Here is a 17,100-nt window from a genome sequence, read left to right as displayed (position 1 = left end):
GGCATCGTCGGGTGATGATCTGCAACACAGTCGCTGAACCCAGAATGGAGTGAGCAGGATGACGATGGAACCATTGATGATTTCGGTCGACGATCATGTGATGGAGGACCCGGAGATCTGGACCTCCCGTGCGCCGGCGTCGCGCAAGAACGACGTCCCACATGTCGAGCGGGCTCGAGCCGTCGCGCAGATGGTCGACGGCCGCATGGTGCTCCACCGGAGCGACGACGAAGGCGACCCCTGCGACTGGTGGGTCTACGCGGACGTCGAGATCGCTCTGATCACGGCAGCTGCGAAGGTCGGGTTCGAGAAGCCCGACTTCCTGCCGACCACCTACGACGCCCTGCACCCTGGCACGTGGAAGCAGGGCCCGCGACTGGACGACATGACGACCGACGGCGTCAGCGCGTCGATGTGTTACCCGAACCTCGTACCGCGGTTCTGCGGCCAGACGTTCCTCGAGCGCGGCGACCGCGAAACGTCGTTGGAGTGCGTCCGGAGCTACAACGACTGGATGATCGACGAGTGGTGCGGCGGTGCGGGGCATGGACGCCTCCTCCCGCTCACGCTGATCCCGCTGTGGGACGTGAATCTCGCGGTGGCCGAGTTGCAGCGCTGTGCGGAGAAGGGCACGGTCGCCGTCGCGTTCTCCGAGAATCCGTACCAGCTGGGCCTTCCGTCGTTGCATTCCGGCTACTGGGATCCGTTCTTCCAGACTGCGGCCGACACCGAGACCACCGTGTGCATGCACATCGGCTCCAGCTCGCACATGCCGACCACGTCACCGGACGCTCCGCACATCATCTCGTCGCTGACGCACTTCTCGGTCTCGGCCGGTTCGCTGCTCGATTTCATCTTCTCCGGAACGCTCGACCGCATCCCGAACCTGAAGCTGTTCTTCGCCGAGAGCCAGGCGGGCTGGTTGCCGTTCGTGCTCGAGCAGGCGGATGCATTGTGGGCGCTTCGCGAGGGCTCGTCCATGAGCGTCGACCTCCCGAACCCTCCCACGTCGTATCTCGTCGACCGGGTCTTCACGTCGATCTTCCACGACGATGTCGCGATCAAGAACCGGGATTCGATCGGTGTTCGCCAGATGTGTTTCGAGACCGACTACCCGCACTCGGTGACGACGTTCCCCGAATCGCACTCCGGCGCGATGGAGAGTTGCCGGAAGTTCGGGCTCGACGATGGAGAGATCTACGAGTTGATGCGCGGCTCGGCGATTCGCGCCTTCGGACTCGAGCGGCTCGGCATCACGAGCTGAGGAAAGGTGCCGACCCCGACGGTGGAGTCCACGCGCCGTCGGCGATGGTCCCGGCGGTCACGTCGGCGTTGATCGAGGCAACCGATTGCGTCGACCGCTCGAAGTCACCGGGCGGCTCGCGCCAGGGATCGACGGTCGCGCCGCGTCGCGCATCGCTCGCGGCTCGCCAGACCCGTTCGGGTGTGCAGCGCAGGTCGATGTGCCGAACCCCGAGGTGAGCAAGCGCATCGATGACCGCGTTCTGGATCGCCGGGGTCGACCCGATGGTGGCGGCTTCGCCGATCCCCTTGGCTCCCAAGGGATTCAACGGCGTGGGCGTCTCGCTCGGGTGCGCCTCAACGACGGGAGTTCGCTTGCAGCGGCCAGACAGTAGTCGGCGAGATTCGACGTGACGGGATTGGCATCGACGTCGTAGCGGACTCGCTCGAACAGGGCCTGACCAGCAGCACGGCGGCATTGCCGCCGTGCTGCTGCCCGAGCACCGACAAGGGCGCGATAACCGTGCCGAAGTCGTCGACGGCCACGTGCCGGACGAGTTGGACCCTGCCGGTCTCGGTGTCGATCTCGACGACCGCGATGTGGGAGCTGTCGTTCTCGTTGTAACATCATTAAGATAGCGATGATGAACTTGAAACAGGCAGATATCGGCGCTCGTACCCCGGTGGAGCAACTCGCGTGGGACTCGTCGGCGTGTCTGCTCTACGCGCTCAGCGTGGGTGCCGGGGAGGAGGCGCTCGGGTTCGTCACCGAGAACTCGGGGATCCCGCAGTCCGTGTACCCGACGTTCGCTGCGACCCGTACCGCCGATCTGAGCGCGCTCTGGGATGCGGCGGGAGTGACCGATCGGTCCACCATGGTGCACGGCGCGGAACGCACCGAACTGCATCAGCCGCTGCAGCCCGACGGTGTCATCGACATCTCGGCGGTGCTCGTCGCGGTCCAGGATCGTGGCAAGCATGCGGTGCTGGTGATCGCCCACGAGGCGGCCGACGCCGCATCCGGCGACCCCGTGTTCACGTGTACGCAGACTCTCGTGCTCCGCGGGCAGGGCGGCTTCGGAGGCGACCGCGGGACCGACTCCACGACCCCGCTCCCGGACGACCGCGATCCCGACCGGACCGTGACCGTGCCGACACGCGAGGACCAGGCGTTGCTGTACCGCCTCAATGGTGACCGGAACCCGCTCCACTCCAACCCCGAGTTCGCCCGTCGAGTCGGGTTCGAGCGCCCGATCCTCCACGGGCTGTGCACCTACGGAATCGCCGGCCGTGTGGCGCTCCACGAGTGTCTCGACGGGGACCCGGAACGGTTCGGCGCGTTCACTGCTCGCTTCTCGCGCCCGGTTCTGCCGGGCGACGTTCTCTCGGTCGGGCTGTGGAACCTCTCGGACGACACGACCGGCGTCAAGGTGTGGAGTGGCGATCAGGTCGTCTTGGATGACGGCCTCTTGGAGCACCGGACCTGAGCACGAACGATGTCCGAACCAGACCGTCCAGCCATCGCACATCTCGACGTCGTACGCGAAGCGTTCGCCGGGGTCGGCGCCGCCGATGCGGCCCGTCAACTCACGCAGTACACCGACGACATGGTGCTCGACCTGCCGTTCACCGACCCACCGATGCGCCTCGTCGGCAAGCCCCGAGCTCTGTCGATGCTCGAGTCGGCGTTCGAGGAGTACAAGATGGAGCTCACCATCACCGAGGTCCACGAGTGCGCCGATCCTGACGAACTGATCGTCGAGTTCGTCAGCAACGGTCATCTGACGAGCACGGGAAAAACCTACGCCAACACCTATATCGCCGTGTTCCGGTTCCGGGACGGGAGGATCTGCTACCAGCGTGAGTTCTTCAACCCCCTCGTCGCGGCGCGAGCGCTCGCACCGTGAGCACGACGGCGCCCACCGATCCGCAGGCGTTCCGTCATCACGTCCGTGAGGTCCTGGCGCAGATGGCGGTCCGGCGTGACGAGTTGGGAGCGGTCCCTGCGTACGTTCCTCGCGCCGACGGCGTCGCGTTCCAGAAACGGTTGACCGCTGCGGGACTCGTCGGGCTGTCGGTCCCCACGCGGTACGGCGGCGCCGGTCTCGGTCGCGATCACGTCGAGATCTTCAACGAGGAAGCGGCCGAGTACTGGCTGCCGTCGATGCTCTTCTCCGTCACGATCGGGATGTGTGTCCCGGTGTTGCTGGAGTTCGGTACCGAAGAACAGAAACTGCGACACGTTCCCCCGATGTTGCGGGGTGACGAGATCTGGTGCCAGATGTTCAGCGAACCCGGTGCGGGCAGCGATCTCGCCTCGCTGCAACTCCGTGCCGTCAGCGATGGCGACGGGTGGGTGCTCGACGGACAGAAGGTCTGGACGTCTGCAGCCCACTACGCCGATGTCGCGATGTGTGCCGCGCGGACCGACCAGGACATCGCTCGCCACGGCGGGATCTCGATGTTCATGCTGCCGCTCGACACTCCGGGCGTCGAGGTCCGGCCACTCCGATTGATGACCGGTCAGTCGGCCTTCAACGAAGTCTTCTGCACGGACGTTCGGATTCCCGCCGATCACCTGATCGGCGCCGTCGGCGACGGTTGGCGTTGTGTGTCCGCGATGCTCATGAACGAACGAGTTGCGCTCGGCGCCAGCAGTTCGCCGCTCGTCTCGGGTTTGGCGATCGAAGCGAGCGAGCGAGCACAACGCGCCGGACGGAACGACGACCCCGTCGAACGCGACGGGCTCGCGCAACTCGCCGTCGAGGAACGTGTCCTCGAATTCGTCGCGTCCTCCGTACGGACCAGGGCGAGGGCGGGGAACACCCCGGGCCCGGAAGGCTCGATCGCCAAGCTGATGGGATCCGAACTGGTCCGGTCGGCTGCGGCGGTGAACTCCAGCGTCGCCGGTCTCGACGCGCAGGCATGGAGCCACGATGACGACGAAGCCGCAGCGTTGGCGCGCGGCATCCTCCACGCTCCGTCGCTGTCGATCGCGGGTGGGACGAGTGAGATCCAACGCAACATCATCGGCGAGCGGGTGCTCGGACTCCCGCGCGAGCCGCACCCTGGTCCCTGACGGTGTCAGGGCCGACGGAAGACTGCGGCTTCGGCGAGTTCACACCGCTCGACGAAGTCATCGAGGTCGTCGCCGAGGACGGAGAGTGCGGCCCCCATCATCCGGTCGGTGATTCGTTCGGCCTCCTGCCAGCGTGTGGCGACCGTCTCGGGATCGTCATCGAAGTCGGGCGACCACCCGAACAGGCCGACGTGTTGCGGGGCGGCGTGTCGCACCGCGTCGCCGACGCTCACTCCGACAACCGAAATCGCGGCGCCGTGGACGGCCATTCGGTACTCACGGAGTCCGTTGAGCCGGTGCTGCGCCCTGGTGTTCGGCGTCTCACCGTCGGGCATCGACATCCAACCCGCGTACAGCGGTGCGCCGGCGTACGAGATCGCCTCGATCACCCGATCGGCCTCGTCGGCGATCCGTTGCCAGTCGATGTCCGCAACGAAGTTCTGCTCGGCCCATTCGGACGCGCACGTGGTGTAGAGGAGCGCAGCCTCACGTCGATGTTGCAGACCTGTCGAGCGCTCCCACGCGAGTTCGACACGCGTCGGAGCGAAGAACACGAGTGCGGCGATGGCGACCGGCGACGAGACCTCGCCCATCACCCCGACCCGACCGGCGTAGTAGAAGTCGTTCGATTCGTACCCGAGGTTCGCCCCTGCAGCGAGCAGCGATGGGTCGCCCATGAATCCGCCCCCGAGTCGGCTGATCGGGCGTTCGGATCTGGCTGCCATCTCGGCGAGCCGGCCGGTGCCGGCCGGTCGCGGCTTCACGGCGACTCGTTCTCCCACTGCTGAACCGCCCCGTTGTCGAGCAGGGCGGCGATCTCGACGTCGCTATGGCCGAGTTCGTGCAGGATCCGGGTGGTGTGCTCGCCGATCGCGCATGCCGGTCCGACGGTGAGGGGCCGCTGCGCGAACATCGACTTCGGTGGCAAGTGATAGTAATCGCGAAATGCGGGGTGCTCGGCCGGGATCGCCACACCGTGCTGTTCGAGCCAGGACTCGAAACCCGAGAAATCCACCGTCGCGCCGACGACGTCGTGCGCAGTCAGGGTCTTCTCCCAGGAACTTGCGTCCTGCTCGAGCAGCACACGGCCGATGGCCTCGGTGAGCGCGCCGTCGTGACGGCGGCGATCGTCGAGCGTGCCGAAGCGAGGATCGTCGCGGATCGCGGGGTCGTCGACCGCCTCGACGAAGCGCCGCCATTCCTGCTCGGTGACGATCGCGAGGAACGTCCACCCGTCCGCGCACGGATACAACCGATACGTCGCGCACACACCGAGTTGTTCGTGGTCGGCGATTCGTTGGTGAGCGTTGCCGGCCACCATCACCAGATCGTTGGACATCACGTAGCCGGCGCTCGTCAGCATCGTCGTTTCGATGCTGCAGCCGCCCGCGACCCGCGAACGGTGATGCAGCGCGATCATCAGTGCCGTCGCCGCTCCGAGCCCGGCCGCGGGGTCGGGGAACGAGTCGTCGACGGGTGCGTTGCCGGTCCCGGCTTGGGCGATGCCGGCGCCGCTGAGGGCTGTCGGCGTCGAATGGAAGGCGACCCGGCCGGACTCGGGTCCGTGCGACCCGTACGATGCGGCGTTCAGATAGATCAGGTCGGGATTGATGGCTCTGGCGGTGGCTTCGTCCATCTTGAGCCGCTCGGGCACACCGCTCCGGAAGCTGTGGACGAGAACGTCGCACTCTGCGATCAACTCGTGGAGTACCGCCTGGCCGTCCGGGTGCTTGAGGTCGAGCGCGATGCTCTCCTTGCCGTGCAGGTACTTGGCGGACTGCAGTCCGGTCCGACGATACGGGTCGCCGGCGAGCGGCTCGACCTTGATCACGCGGGCACCGAGTTCGGCCAGCAGGGTTGCGGCGAGCGGACCGGCGATGAAGTAGGCGACCTCGAGGATCGTCACACCTTCGAGTGGACGCCTCGCGCCGGGTGTCGAACTTCCGATCGGCGCAGCGACCTCACCCGACCGAGCCGCCAGCTCGGACCGGATCTCGGCGCCGTGTTGCCCGAGCCGGGGTGCCGGCGGCATCGTGGACGGAGCAGCGCCGTCGATGGTCAACAGTGATCCGATCTGGGTCGACAGCCCGAGTTCCGGATCGTCGACGTCGACGATCCGATGATTGAGCACCATCTGGTCGTGCGTCAGGAACTCTTCGGGTGTCAGGAACGGATCGGCACCGATGTCGCGGTCGCGTACGAAGATGGACATCCATTCGGCCTGCGATCGGGTGCGCATCCTGTCGCGCAGGATCGCCTCGAGTTCGTCCGCAGCGGCAAGACTGGCGATGCCCATCGGTGCACCAGAGAATCGGTCGTCGTCGAGCAGGTGTTCGACGTCGAGCACCCGCAGCCACGACCGGAAGTGATGGTCCTGTCGTGCACACATCTGGATGTAGCGCCCGTCGGCGCACTCCGCGGTGAGGAACGAGAGCTCGATGCCGCGATGGGTGAGGTCGGGCTCGGTGGTCGATCGTGGCGGAACCGGACGAGCGAGTTCCTGACGCATCAGGAAGGCCATCGACCCGTGGAACAGGCTCGTCTCGATGTATTCGCCGGGCTGATCGTCGTGACGGCCGAGGAGCGCCGCCAGCAGCGCCTGGACCGCGATCATCGCTGCGCCGTAGCTCGCCGTGGGCGGAAGGGAGAACGTGGGATCCGGACGCGACGGGTGCAGCACCTGACCACTCAGGAGGTCCAGACCGATGAACTGTCCGGACGCGGCCGCGACCGTCGCTTCGTAGTCGGGACCGTGCTCGTCGCGTACGCCACCCCACGCGCTGATGTGGCAGTGGACGATGCGCGGATTGGCCCCGATCAGCGACTCGTGTTCGAGTTCGGTCGATGTTGTCCACGAATCTGTCACGACGACGTCGGCCCGGGCGACGAGAGCGACGAGGTCGGCGCGATCGGACCCGTTCGACAGGTCGAGTTCGACGGAGCGCTTGCCCCGGTTCCACATGTGGAACCCTCGGAGGTGGGCCCGCGCCCAGTCGCCGCCGGGTGGTTCGACCTTGACCACGTCGGCTCCGTGGTCGGCGAGGACCATGGTGGCCATCGGACCCGCCATTCCCTGTGTGAGATCGACGATCCGAATGCCTGAGCACGGTCGCTGATCTTTGCCGTCGGCGGGGGTCGTGTCGCGCTGGGTCATCGGTCACCGTCCTGGGGTTGCATCGTTCGGACTCTGGCATCGCGCTCGACGACGAGCCGGGCCGACTCGCCCATCGCGGCGTCGATCATCCGACCGTCGAGCCGCACGGTGCCGGACCCGTCCTGGTCGGCAGCGTCGAGGACCTCGAGCACGCGGCGGGCGTCGGTGACCGCTTCGGCGGAGGGGGAGAACACCCGGTTGACGATGGGTACGTGGCTCGGGTGGATCACCATCATGCCCTCGTACCCCAGACGCCGGCCCGCGAGGGCGGCGTGCTCGAGTCCGTCGAGATCGTCGAGGTCCGTGCACAGTCCGGTGATCGGGTTCGCGATACCGGCGCTCCGTGCCGCGATGAGCAGTCGGCTCCGGAGGTACAAACTCTCGGACCCATCGCCGCCGACTTCGATGCGAAGTGAGCTGACGAGGTCGCCGCCGTCGGCGATGGCACCGCCGAGAAAGGCCACCCGGTCACTCGCGATCGCGATCGAGTCGACGTGCGAGATCGCGGCCGGCGTCTCGATCAACGGCCAGATGCGGATGGATCCGTGGCGCAGACCACCCTTGCCCTCGTGCCAGGAGAGCTTCCGGTCGAGTTCGACGACATCTTCGGGGCCGGAGAGCTTCGGCAGGAGTACGGCCCCGAGCGCGGGATGGACGACGGCATCGAGATCGGCATCGACCTGGCCGGCGGTCAGCGGGTTGATCCGCGCGAAGATCATGGGCGAGCCGTGCTCGGGCCGCGCCGAGATGAATGCGTTCGCCGTCCTGCGGGCATCGGCACGCGAACTGTCGGCGACACCGTCCTCGAGATCGAGGATCAACGCGTCGGCAGCGCATCGCTCTGCACTGCGGAGGAACCGTTCACTGCTCGCGGGAACGAACAGTGCGGATCGGACGAGGGGGGCGGGAACCGAACCGGTCATCGGTCACTTTCGAAGAGGTCGGGGTCGCTTCGGCGGAGACGGCGCAGATTGGCCGTCCACATCTGATCGAGGAAGTACTTGTGGTATTGGCCCTTCACGCGTCGGACTTCGTCCTCTGCGATCTCGCGTCCGCCGGCGACGGTGCACTCGAGGTGATAACGAGCCGACTGTTCGAGCATGAGCGCGAGAATCGCCGCGTGCTCGATCGTGTCGGCGACGACGACCGCGCCATGGTTGCGCATCAGGAGCACGCTTCGGCTGCCGAGACGGTCGGCCATGCGTTCGCCGTCGACCGACGGGACCGTTCCATCGTCGACGTAGTCGGCCTGCTCTTCGTGGAAGAGGCTGGCACCGACGTTGTACATCCCGATGAACTGGTCGGTGCTGGCCAGGACGGATACCCAGTGCGAGTGGATGTGCGCGATGGCGCCCACGTCGTCGCGGCGACGATAGATGCTGGAGTGGAACGATGCGGCCGGTGACGTTTCCGACGGAGAGCCGATCACGTTGAGATCCCAGTCGAGTGTGCTGGTGCCCGTCGGCAGGGTCTCGTCGAAGTACTCGAAGGGGGTCATCACGAACCCTTCACCGTCCGCGGCGCGTGCGCTCAGGTGACCCGCGACCGTGCTGTCGCATCCGTTGCGGTACATGATCCGCCGCGCCGCAGCGAGGCGGAAGCCGACCGTGGTCATGTCGATCATCGCGACAGCTCCATCATCTTTAACATCTTAATCATTGCTCTGCTGTGGTCCAATGGGGGAGTCGTACGCTTGCGTGGTGTTCGCGGCCACGGTGGTCACGATCGGGCTTCCCGTTCGTCGCTGCCGGCGGTCCGGTTGTCGACGGTGCTCGCCGTGTCGCGCAGGACGTGTTTGCGGATCTTTCCCGACGGCGTCATGGGAAGCTCGTCGACGACGAACCAACGAGACGGCACCTTGTAGTCGGCGAGGTGCTCACCGGTCCATGCTGTGAGCGCGTCAGTGGACGGGTGTTCACCGTGGGGGAGCACGAATGCTGCGACGATTTCGCCCCAGCGTTCGTCGGGGAGACCGATGACGGCGGTCTGGGCGACGGCGGGATGTGCGTCGACGACCGCTTCGATCTCGCCCGGCGAGATGTTCTCCCCACCGCGGCAGATCTGGTCTTTCAGACGCCCGACGACGCGCAGGTATCCATCGGGGTCCATCGTGCAGAGATCGCCGGTACGGAGGTACCCGTCGTTCGTCAGGGCGTCGGCGGTGGTGGTCGGGTCGTCGTGATACCCGTGCATCACGAACGGGCTGCGCGTCCAGACCTCACCGGGTTCCCCGATGTCGACGACCCTCCCCGAATCGGCGTCGACGACTTTCACCTCGACATGGGGGAGGGGCCGGCCCACCGTCTCGGCCTTGAGGATCGCTGAGTCGTCCGGTCGCGTCTGCGTGATGTGACCGTGGCACTCGGTCTGACCGAAGGCGACGACGAACCGGACGTCGAGTTCACGTTCGATCTCTCGGACCAGCCGCGGCGACACGGGTGCGCCACCGGACATCACGACCTCGAGCGATTCGAGGTTCCGCTCGCGGCGCCCGGGATCCCGGAGCAGATCGACCAACATCGTCGGTACGGATCCCATCACGGTCACCTGCTCGGATTCGATCAGGTCGAGCGCCCCGCGAACCGTGAACCGCTCGGCGAGGATCTGCGTGCCGAGTGCGGTGATCGGACCGAATGTGCTCACACCGCAGCCGCCGATGTGGAACAGCGGGATCACGTTGAGCCAGGTGGGCGGACGGTCGAGGTCCATCAGTTCGACCGCGGTGGCCGACATGCCGACCAGACCGCGATGGTGCAGCAGCACGCCCTTGGGAGTTCCTGTGGTGCCCGACGTGAACTGGATCTGGGTGACGTCGTTCGGGTCGACGACCGGGAGGGTGGTGTCGTCGACGACGCTGCCCCCGTCGGCGCGGGTGGGATTCGAACCGAGGATCTCGTCGAACTCGCGCGTGGCGGTCACCGACGGCACGATTCGGGCGATCTCGTCGACCGAGGCACGGAGGTCGTGGTCACGGTGCTCAGCGGCATGGGCGATGAACCTCGGACGGGTTCGTTCGACCAGAGCGATCGCCTCGCCGAGGCCGTAGGCGGGATTGATCGGTACGGTCACGAGGCCGGCCAGCGCGGCGGCGAGGTTGGTGATCAGCCAGGCGGGATGATTGGCGCCCCAGATGACGATGCGGTCACCGGGTTGGTTGGACCCGGCCAACTCCACGGCGAGCTCGACCGATTGGTCGTACAGCTGCTGGTACGTCCATCGGCGACCGGCTCCCGACGGGGTGCCGTCGACGAGGGCGATCCGATCGGGGGCAAGGTCGACGGCGCGTCGGAGCGCGAATGGGATCGACCACGGTTCGAGCTGTGGGTCGGACGGGCCGCGACGCCACGATGTGGACCGTGCCCGGTCGCCATCATTCATGCCCCTGCCTCCGACTTCCGACTCGATGCTCCCATGGTATCATTGCAAAGATAGAGTCTTCACATGCCGAGCGCCGACGACGATCCCACGGACATCCACTTCGACGTGACCGACGGGGTCGCCCGGATCGTCATCGATCGTCCGGCGCGCCGCAATGCGATCACTCGTGCCAATCGCGACGAGATGATCGCGATGCTCGACGAGTGCGCCGAACGCGTCGACGTGCGTGTCGTCGTGTTGACGGGTACGGGCGATGCATTCTGCACCGGTGCCGACCTGAGCGCGCCGATCGCGCAGCCGCATCGGCCTGCCGACGCCCCCGATCGGATCGCCGGCGAGGTCGCGCGAGGCATTCGAACGAACGCGCAACGCCTGATCACGTCGATCATGGACTGCGAGAAGCCGATCATCGCCGCCGTCAACGGCGTGGCCGCAGGGATGGGTGTGCACGTCGCGTTGGCCTGCGACCTCGTTGTGGCCGCCGAGGAGGCATCGTTCGTCGAGGTCTTCGTCCGTCGCGGGTTGGTGCCGGACGCGGCGGCCAGCTATCTGCTCCCGCGGCTGATCGGTCCGCAGAAGGCCAAAGAACTCTTCTTCCTCGGCGACTCGGTGTCGGCCGTCGAGGCGGAGCGAATCGGCCTGGTCAACCGCGTCGTACCGACGGCGGAGCTCGACGACGCCGTCGCAGCGTGGACCGATCGACTCGCGGTCGGTCCGACGCGTTCGATCGCGATGTGCAAGGCGCTGGTCAACAGGTCGTTCGACATGGACCGCGATTCGGCCCTCGCCGCCGAAGCGATCGCGCAAGACCTGAACATGACGACGACCGATGCGAACGAGGGTGTTCAGAGCTTCATCGAGCGGCGCAAGCCGACGTACCGCGGTTGGTGACCAGCCGATGGTCGTGATGGTCGAGGTGCAACGGTCGGGCCGACTTGCGGACCGTCCTCGGAGCCCTTATCGTATGTAAGATATATATGTTGGCGCACCGTCATCCGAATGGGCCGAGCCCGAGTCCTTCTGAGCTGCCGGCCTGATCCGGCCGGGTGCGCGTCGCCACCATCACCCGCATCATCGAAGTCACACGTCCACACCACCATCAACAACTCAAACTCGCAACACGACAATTCGGAGGAACATCCCATGGGTCTGCTCGACGGCAAAGTAGCGATCGTCACCGGAGCTGCACACGGCATCGGGCGCGGTCACGCGCTCGAACTCGCCAAGGAAGGTGCCAAGGTCGTCGTCAACGACCTGGGTTGCTCGGTCGATGGTGCCGATTCGAGCATGGACGCCGACCTCACGGTCGGCCTGATCGAAGAGGCCGGCGGGACCGCCGTCGCGAACTACGAAGACGTCGCAGATTTCGATGGCGCCGGGCGCATGGTCGAACAGGCGATCGACGCATACGGCAAGCTCGACATCCTCGTGAACAACGCCGGGATCGCTCGTGACACGATGATCTTCAACATGACCGAAGAGGCCTGGGATTCGGTCATCCGCGTGCACCTCAAGGGAACGTTCGCCCCGACCCATCACGCTGCCAAGTACTGGCGTGCCGAAACCAAGGCCGATCGCCCCGTGGCCGGCCGTGTGATCAACACGACGTCAGGCGCCGGAGTGTTCGGCAACGCCGGGCAGGCGAACTACGCCACGGCGAAGGCCGGACTGATCGGCTTCACGCAGACCGTCAGCGTCGAACTCCGTCGTCTCGGCGTCACCGTCAACTGCATCTCGCCGACGGGCACGACCCGCATCGCGGCGACCATCCCCACGGCCGGCATCCCGATCAAGGAACCGAACGAGTACACCGAGTTCGACCTGATGGACCCGTCGTCGAGTGCACCACTCGTCGCCTGGCTGTCGAGTGACAAGGCGGCGCACATCACCGGTCAGGTGATCCGTGCGTACGGAGATCGTCTGGCTCGAATTCTTCCGCTGTCGTACGGCCCCGAGGTCAACAACGGCGACAAGCGGTGGACGCCCGAGGCCGCCGGCGCACGGGTCGACATGGACCTGTTCGGCGTGGTGACCCCAGGCCTCAGGTACTGACGGTCGGTCGTGACGAGAGACTCGTGAGCAGGGGCTCGTGATGAAGACTGCGATGCCGCCCGTCGAGTGGTTCGTCGACGCGGACAGCCACCTGTACGAGCCCCGCGACGCGTTCACCAGATACATCGAACCCGAGTTCCGTGAACGCGCGGTGCGGGTCGAGCACGTCGACGGTCAGGAACAGATCATGGTGGGCGATGTTCCCATGACCTTCGTGCAGCCGCTGTACGACACGGTTCCGGTGCCGGGCAGTCTGCGTGAGGTGCTGCGCGCGCTCGACAGCGGGCAGATCACCGAGGAGCGGTTGACCGGTCCGAACCGACCGGAGTTCGTTGACCCGGCGGCTCGGCTCGCATGGATGGATGACCACTTCGTCGAACGTGCGGTCGTGGTTCCCAGTCTCGGCGGAGTGGTCGAGACGTTCATGGATGACGACGCGGCGCAGACCGACGCGAACATTCGAGCGTTCAATCGTTGGCTCGACGACGACTGGGGCCTGACATACGAGGACCGCATCTTCACGACGCCGATGGTCTCGCTCCTCGACGTCGACCTGGCTGTCGGGCAGATCGAGTGGATCGCCGACCACGGCGGGCGGTTCGCGCATCTTCGACCCGGTCCGGCAGGCGATCGCTCTCCTGCCGACCCGGTGTTCGATCCTTTCTGGGCGCGAGTCGAAGAGGCCGGCATCGTCGTGGTCCTCCACATCTCGGAGAGCGGGTACAACCGGGACCTCACCACTCGTTGGAGTGAGGCCCCTCGTCCGAACGCATGGAACATCTCGGCGTTCCAGTGGACCGTGGCGTACGGCGATCGGCCGATCATGGACACGATCGCCGCGTTCGTCCTGCACAACCTGTTCGGCCGGTTCCCGAAGCTGCGGGTCATGAGCCTCGAGAACGGCTCGCTGTGGGTGCCGTACCTACTCGCGGCGATGGACAAGATGAAGGGCATGGGTCGTCGTAGCCCGTGGCTGGGCGGGCCGGTGCTCGACCGTCCGAGCGACATCTGTCGCGAACACCTCTACGTCTCGCCCTTCCACGAGGAAGATCATCGCCCGGTGGTCGAGCTGTTGGGGGCCGACCGGGTCGTCTTCGGCTCGGATTTCCCTCACCCCGAGGGCGTCGCCGAGCCGATCGACTACCTCGAGGGCCTGGCGAATCTGCCGCCCGATGCGGTGGCGCGCATCATGCGACACAACCTGAACGAACTGTTGGGATGACCGACGGAGACGCCTGGGAGGGCAACCATGACCACTGATGTGAACGTCCGCGAACTCGTCGAGCGCCGCGGGCTCCGAGGACGGGTGGCTGTCGTGACCGGCGCCGGGAGCGGGATCGGTCTGTCGACCGTCCGCCGCCTGGCCGAGGAGGGTATGTCGGTCGTCGTCGGCGACATCGACCGCACGAGTGCGGAAGAGGTTGCCGAGCAGCTGCGAGCCGACGGGTTCGAGGCATCGGCCATCGTCGCCGATGTCGCCGACGAGAACCAGGTCGCCTCCTTGGTCGCGTCCACGATCGAGCGATACGGCCAGATCGACGTGTTGCACAACAACGCCGGAGCGGTCGAGCTGGACACCATCGGCCGCGATGGCGACATTCGCCGGCTCGACATCGACGTGTGGGACCGCACGATGGCGGTGAACCTCCGGGGCGTCATGCTCTGCACCAAGCATGCGAGCCCGCACATGGTCGAGGCCGGTCGGGGATCGATCATCAACACGAGTTCGGGTTCCGGCCTGACCGGCCACTCAACGCGTTCGGCGTACGGCGCGTCGAAGGCGGGTGTGAACATGTTCACGCAGTACACGGCGACGGCATTCGGACGGGACGGCATCCGGTGCAACGCGATCGCGCCCGGCTTGATCATGACGCCGGCTGCCGAACGGAACCTGACCGAGAGTGACGTCGACATGTTCTCCCGTCATGCGCTCACCCGGCGGCTCGGCACCCCCGAGGACATTGCGGCGATGGTCGCGTTTCTTGCCTCCGACGAGGCCGGCTTCATCACCGGTCAGGTCATCTCGGTCGATGGTGGTGCGCTGGCGCACTCCCCCACGTACGCCGAAGTCGAGATCCTGCGAACCCAGAGAGATCACGACCGCTCGCGCGAGGGCAAGCTGCCGTCGTAGCCGGTCGACCGGTTTCAGTTCGACAGGTGCTGGTCTGACGTAGCGCGGAACCAGGGGCGCACACGGCTTGGCTCGTTCAGCCCTCCCGCTCCAGCTTGCAAGTGCCCCGTTTGAATTTGCACGTTCAATGCAATCAATGTTATCATTGCCCTATCGGAGGTCGACCCGGGGAATCGTCGACTTCCTTTGTGACATCGCATCGTGGCGAATCGATCGTTGTTCCGGACCTGCACGCGATTGACGACCGAGCGCTGGTGGACCAACGGCAACGCTCGGGACGAAGGACACCCACCGTCAAGAACTCTTGACCTCGAGAAAAGAAAGAGTGAATCATGAGAGCACGCACGAAGAAGGGGTTCGGAGCGCTCGTGGCGCTGACCCTCGTCGCCACGGCATGCGGCGGCGACGACGACACCGACAGCGCCCCGACGCCCACGGATGCCGATTCGACGGCCGACGACACGTCCGACGACGGCGAATCGGGCGAGACCGACGACACGTCCGACGACGGCGAATCCAGCGAGAGCGACGACACGTCCGACGACACCGGCACCACGGATGCCGACGGGTCGGGCGCCGGCACCTGCGAGGGTGAGACGGGCGGAGTGCTCACGTACGGCTCGCCCAGCCAACCCGCCGGGCTGGATCCGGTGTTGGTTCCCGGAGCGGAGTCCACCGGCATCACCGCAGTCGCACAGATCTACGACACCCTGATGCAGTGGGATTCCGACTCCGGCACGTACATGCCACGCGTTGCCGAGTCATTGGAACCCGACGCCGATTTCATCAACTGGACCCTGACGCTGCGCGAGGGCATCGCATTCGGCAATGGTGATCCGCTCACCGCCGACGCGGTCAAGGCCAGCATCGAGCGGTTCAACGAACTCTCCACCGGGCCGTTCAAGAGCCTCACCTCGAAGATCACCGCCATGGAGGTCATCGACGACCTGACCCTGGTCTTCACGTTGAACGAGGCGTGGTCGGGCTTCCCGTTCACCCTGTCGCTCCAGCCCGGGATGATCGTCAACACGGCGGTCGTCGATGCGGCAGGCGAGTCCTTTGCCCTGGATCCGGCCGGCGCCGGCGTCGGTGCCTACGAACTCGACACCTTCACATCCGGAGAGATCACCACGCTCACGGCCAAGGAGGACTACTGGAACGGCACGCCCTGCATCGAGGAACTTCGGTTCGTGCCACTGCCCGCCGACCAAGCTCGCCTGGAAGCTTTCGAGAACGGTGAGTTCGATGTCGTGTACCTCAGGGACCCGATCCCGCTCGAGGCGAGCTCCGAGTACCCTGGCTTCAGCCGGTACGTGAGTGCGTCGAGCGCGTTGCTGTTCAACTCCGGGGTCGGTGCCCCGTCACCGGCGAACGATGTGCGGGTTCGCCAGGGCTTGGCGTTGGCGATCGACACCGAAGCAGTGAACGAACGTGCCAACGAAGGGCTCGGTGACGCCGACGGCGCAGTGTTGGGGGCGAGTTCGCGGTTCGACCTCGAGGTCGCTGCAACCGCTCCGGACGTGGAAGCTGCCCGCGCGCTGCTCGACGAAGCGAAGGCAGACGGTTGGGACGGCAACCTGAGGTTGATCTGCGACGCCGGTCGTGAAGAGGTGGCGCTGGCCATCGCCGCTCAGGCGGCCGACGCCGGGGTGACGATCGACGTCCAGGTCGTGCCGAACTTCGGGCCACTGGTCGATGCCATCATCGTGAATCAGGACTTCGACCTGGCGTGCTGGGGATTCAACACCGCCGACGAGCAGCCGTGGGTTTCGTTCAACAACTCCCTCTCGAGCGACAGCCCAGCCAACTATGGTGGCGGCGTGAGTCCTCGCGCCGATCAAGCGGTCGATGATCTCCGGGTCGCTTCGACCGCAGACGAGGTCACGCAGGCCCTCAACGAGATCCAGGCAGAGTGGAACGAGATCGTGCCGGCTCTCATCTTGCTGAGCACCGCGGACCGCGTCATCCACAACGAAGCCGTCACCGGAATCCAGCCGTCGAGTAACACGATGACGTTCTTCGCTGACGCCTCCATCGAGTCGTAGTTCATCGCCGGTCGACGCC

Annotated in this window: 16 protein-coding genes; 9 read left to right on the top strand and 7 right to left on the bottom strand. The window is 66.0% G+C overall.

Annotation, left to right across the window (positions count from 1 at the left end; genetic code table 11):
* Positions 1-58: 58 nt before the first annotated feature.
* Positions 59-1,264 (top strand): amidohydrolase family protein, encoded by a 1,206-nt coding sequence (locus R8G01_14980; GenBank protein ID MDW3215303.1) that lies wholly within the window; start codon positions 59-61, stop codon positions 1,262-1,264.
* Here R8G01_14980 and R8G01_14975 read toward each other — a convergent pair.
* Entirely contained in the window at positions 1,254-1,571 is a 318-nt protein-coding gene (locus R8G01_14975) for a hypothetical protein (GenBank protein ID MDW3215302.1), read from the bottom strand. The genes R8G01_14980 and R8G01_14975 overlap by 11 nt on opposite strands.
* A 28-nt stretch (positions 1,572-1,599) precedes the next feature.
* Positions 1,600-1,788, bottom strand: coding sequence for a hypothetical protein (locus tag R8G01_14970; protein ID MDW3215301.1), 189 nt, complete (start codon positions 1,786-1,788; stop codon positions 1,600-1,602).
* 98 nt (positions 1,789-1,886) lie between these two features.
* Between R8G01_14970 and R8G01_14965 the strand changes: the two genes are divergently transcribed.
* The 3 genes from R8G01_14965 to R8G01_14955 are packed head-to-tail and all read left to right on the top strand — an operon-like array spanning position 1,887 to position 4,321.
* Positions 1,887-2,729 (top strand): MaoC/PaaZ C-terminal domain-containing protein, encoded by an 843-nt coding sequence (locus R8G01_14965; protein MDW3215300.1) that lies wholly within the window; start codon positions 1,887-1,889, stop codon positions 2,727-2,729.
* A gap of 9 nt (positions 2,730-2,738) precedes the next feature.
* Entirely contained in the window at positions 2,739-3,149 is a 411-nt protein-coding gene (locus R8G01_14960; protein MDW3215299.1) for a nuclear transport factor 2 family protein, read from the top strand.
* Entirely contained in the window at positions 3,146-4,321 is a 1,176-nt protein-coding gene (locus R8G01_14955) for an acyl-CoA dehydrogenase family protein (GenBank protein MDW3215298.1), read from the top strand. Before R8G01_14960 ends, R8G01_14955 begins: the two co-directional genes overlap by 4 nt.
* A 5-nt stretch (positions 4,322-4,326) precedes the next feature.
* On the opposite strand, the gene R8G01_14950 is transcribed toward R8G01_14955, so the two are convergent.
* The 5 genes from R8G01_14950 to R8G01_14930 form a co-directional block, all read right to left on the bottom strand.
* A complete protein-coding gene (locus R8G01_14950; protein MDW3215297.1) occupies positions 4,327-5,085 on the bottom strand; it encodes a hypothetical protein in 759 nt (252 codons plus the stop codon).
* Complete coding sequence (locus tag R8G01_14945) at positions 5,082-7,475, bottom strand: CoA transferase (protein MDW3215296.1); 2,394 nt, start codon at positions 7,473-7,475, stop codon at positions 5,082-5,084. Before R8G01_14945 ends, R8G01_14950 begins: the two co-directional genes overlap by 4 nt.
* Positions 7,472-8,398, bottom strand: coding sequence for a CoA ester lyase (locus tag R8G01_14940; protein MDW3215295.1), 927 nt, complete (start codon positions 8,396-8,398; stop codon positions 7,472-7,474). The genes R8G01_14945 and R8G01_14940 overlap by 4 nt, the downstream gene beginning before the upstream one ends.
* Positions 8,395-9,099, bottom strand: a complete 705-nt coding sequence (locus R8G01_14935) for a class II aldolase/adducin family protein (GenBank protein ID MDW3215294.1) — start codon at positions 9,097-9,099, stop codon at positions 8,395-8,397. The genes R8G01_14940 and R8G01_14935 overlap by 4 nt, the downstream gene beginning before the upstream one ends.
* 95 nt (positions 9,100-9,194) lie before the next feature.
* On the bottom strand, positions 9,195-10,853 hold the full coding sequence (locus tag R8G01_14930; protein ID MDW3215293.1) for a class I adenylate-forming enzyme family protein: 1,659 nt from the start codon (positions 10,851-10,853) through the stop codon (positions 9,195-9,197).
* Positions 10,854-10,916: 63 nt separating this feature from the next.
* Here R8G01_14930 and R8G01_14925 point away from each other — a divergent pair, with 63 nt between their 5' ends.
* The 5 genes from R8G01_14925 to R8G01_14905 all read left to right on the top strand — a co-directional run bounded on the left by R8G01_14925 (position 10,917) and on the right by R8G01_14905 (position 17,081).
* The gene (locus R8G01_14925; GenBank protein MDW3215292.1) at positions 10,917-11,744 is read left to right on the top strand and encodes an enoyl-CoA hydratase-related protein; all 828 of its coding nucleotides are present in this window, start codon (positions 10,917-10,919) and stop codon (positions 11,742-11,744) included.
* 252 nt (positions 11,745-11,996) lie between these two features.
* Positions 11,997-12,905 (top strand): SDR family NAD(P)-dependent oxidoreductase, encoded by a 909-nt coding sequence (locus R8G01_14920; protein ID MDW3215291.1) that lies wholly within the window; start codon positions 11,997-11,999, stop codon positions 12,903-12,905.
* A 40-nt stretch (positions 12,906-12,945) separates the two neighbouring features.
* The gene (locus tag R8G01_14915) at positions 12,946-14,127 is read left to right on the top strand and encodes an amidohydrolase family protein (protein MDW3215290.1); all 1,182 of its coding nucleotides are present in this window, start codon (positions 12,946-12,948) and stop codon (positions 14,125-14,127) included.
* Between the two features lie 27 nt (positions 14,128-14,154).
* Positions 14,155-15,036: a glucose 1-dehydrogenase gene (locus R8G01_14910; GenBank protein MDW3215289.1), complete on the top strand. Its 882-nt coding sequence runs from the start codon at positions 14,155-14,157 to the stop codon at positions 15,034-15,036.
* Between the two features lie 332 nt (positions 15,037-15,368).
* Positions 15,369-17,081 (top strand): ABC transporter substrate-binding protein, encoded by a 1,713-nt coding sequence (locus R8G01_14905; protein ID MDW3215288.1) that lies wholly within the window; start codon positions 15,369-15,371, stop codon positions 17,079-17,081.
* Positions 17,082-17,100 lie beyond the last annotated feature (19 nt).

The sequence above is a fragment of the Ilumatobacteraceae bacterium genome (assembly GCA_033344875.1).
Lineage (GTDB): Bacteria > Actinomycetota > Acidimicrobiia > Acidimicrobiales > Ilumatobacteraceae > Ilumatobacter.
The sequence above is the reverse complement of the archived record's forward strand: the minus strand, read 5'-3'. Positions and strand labels throughout refer to the sequence as shown.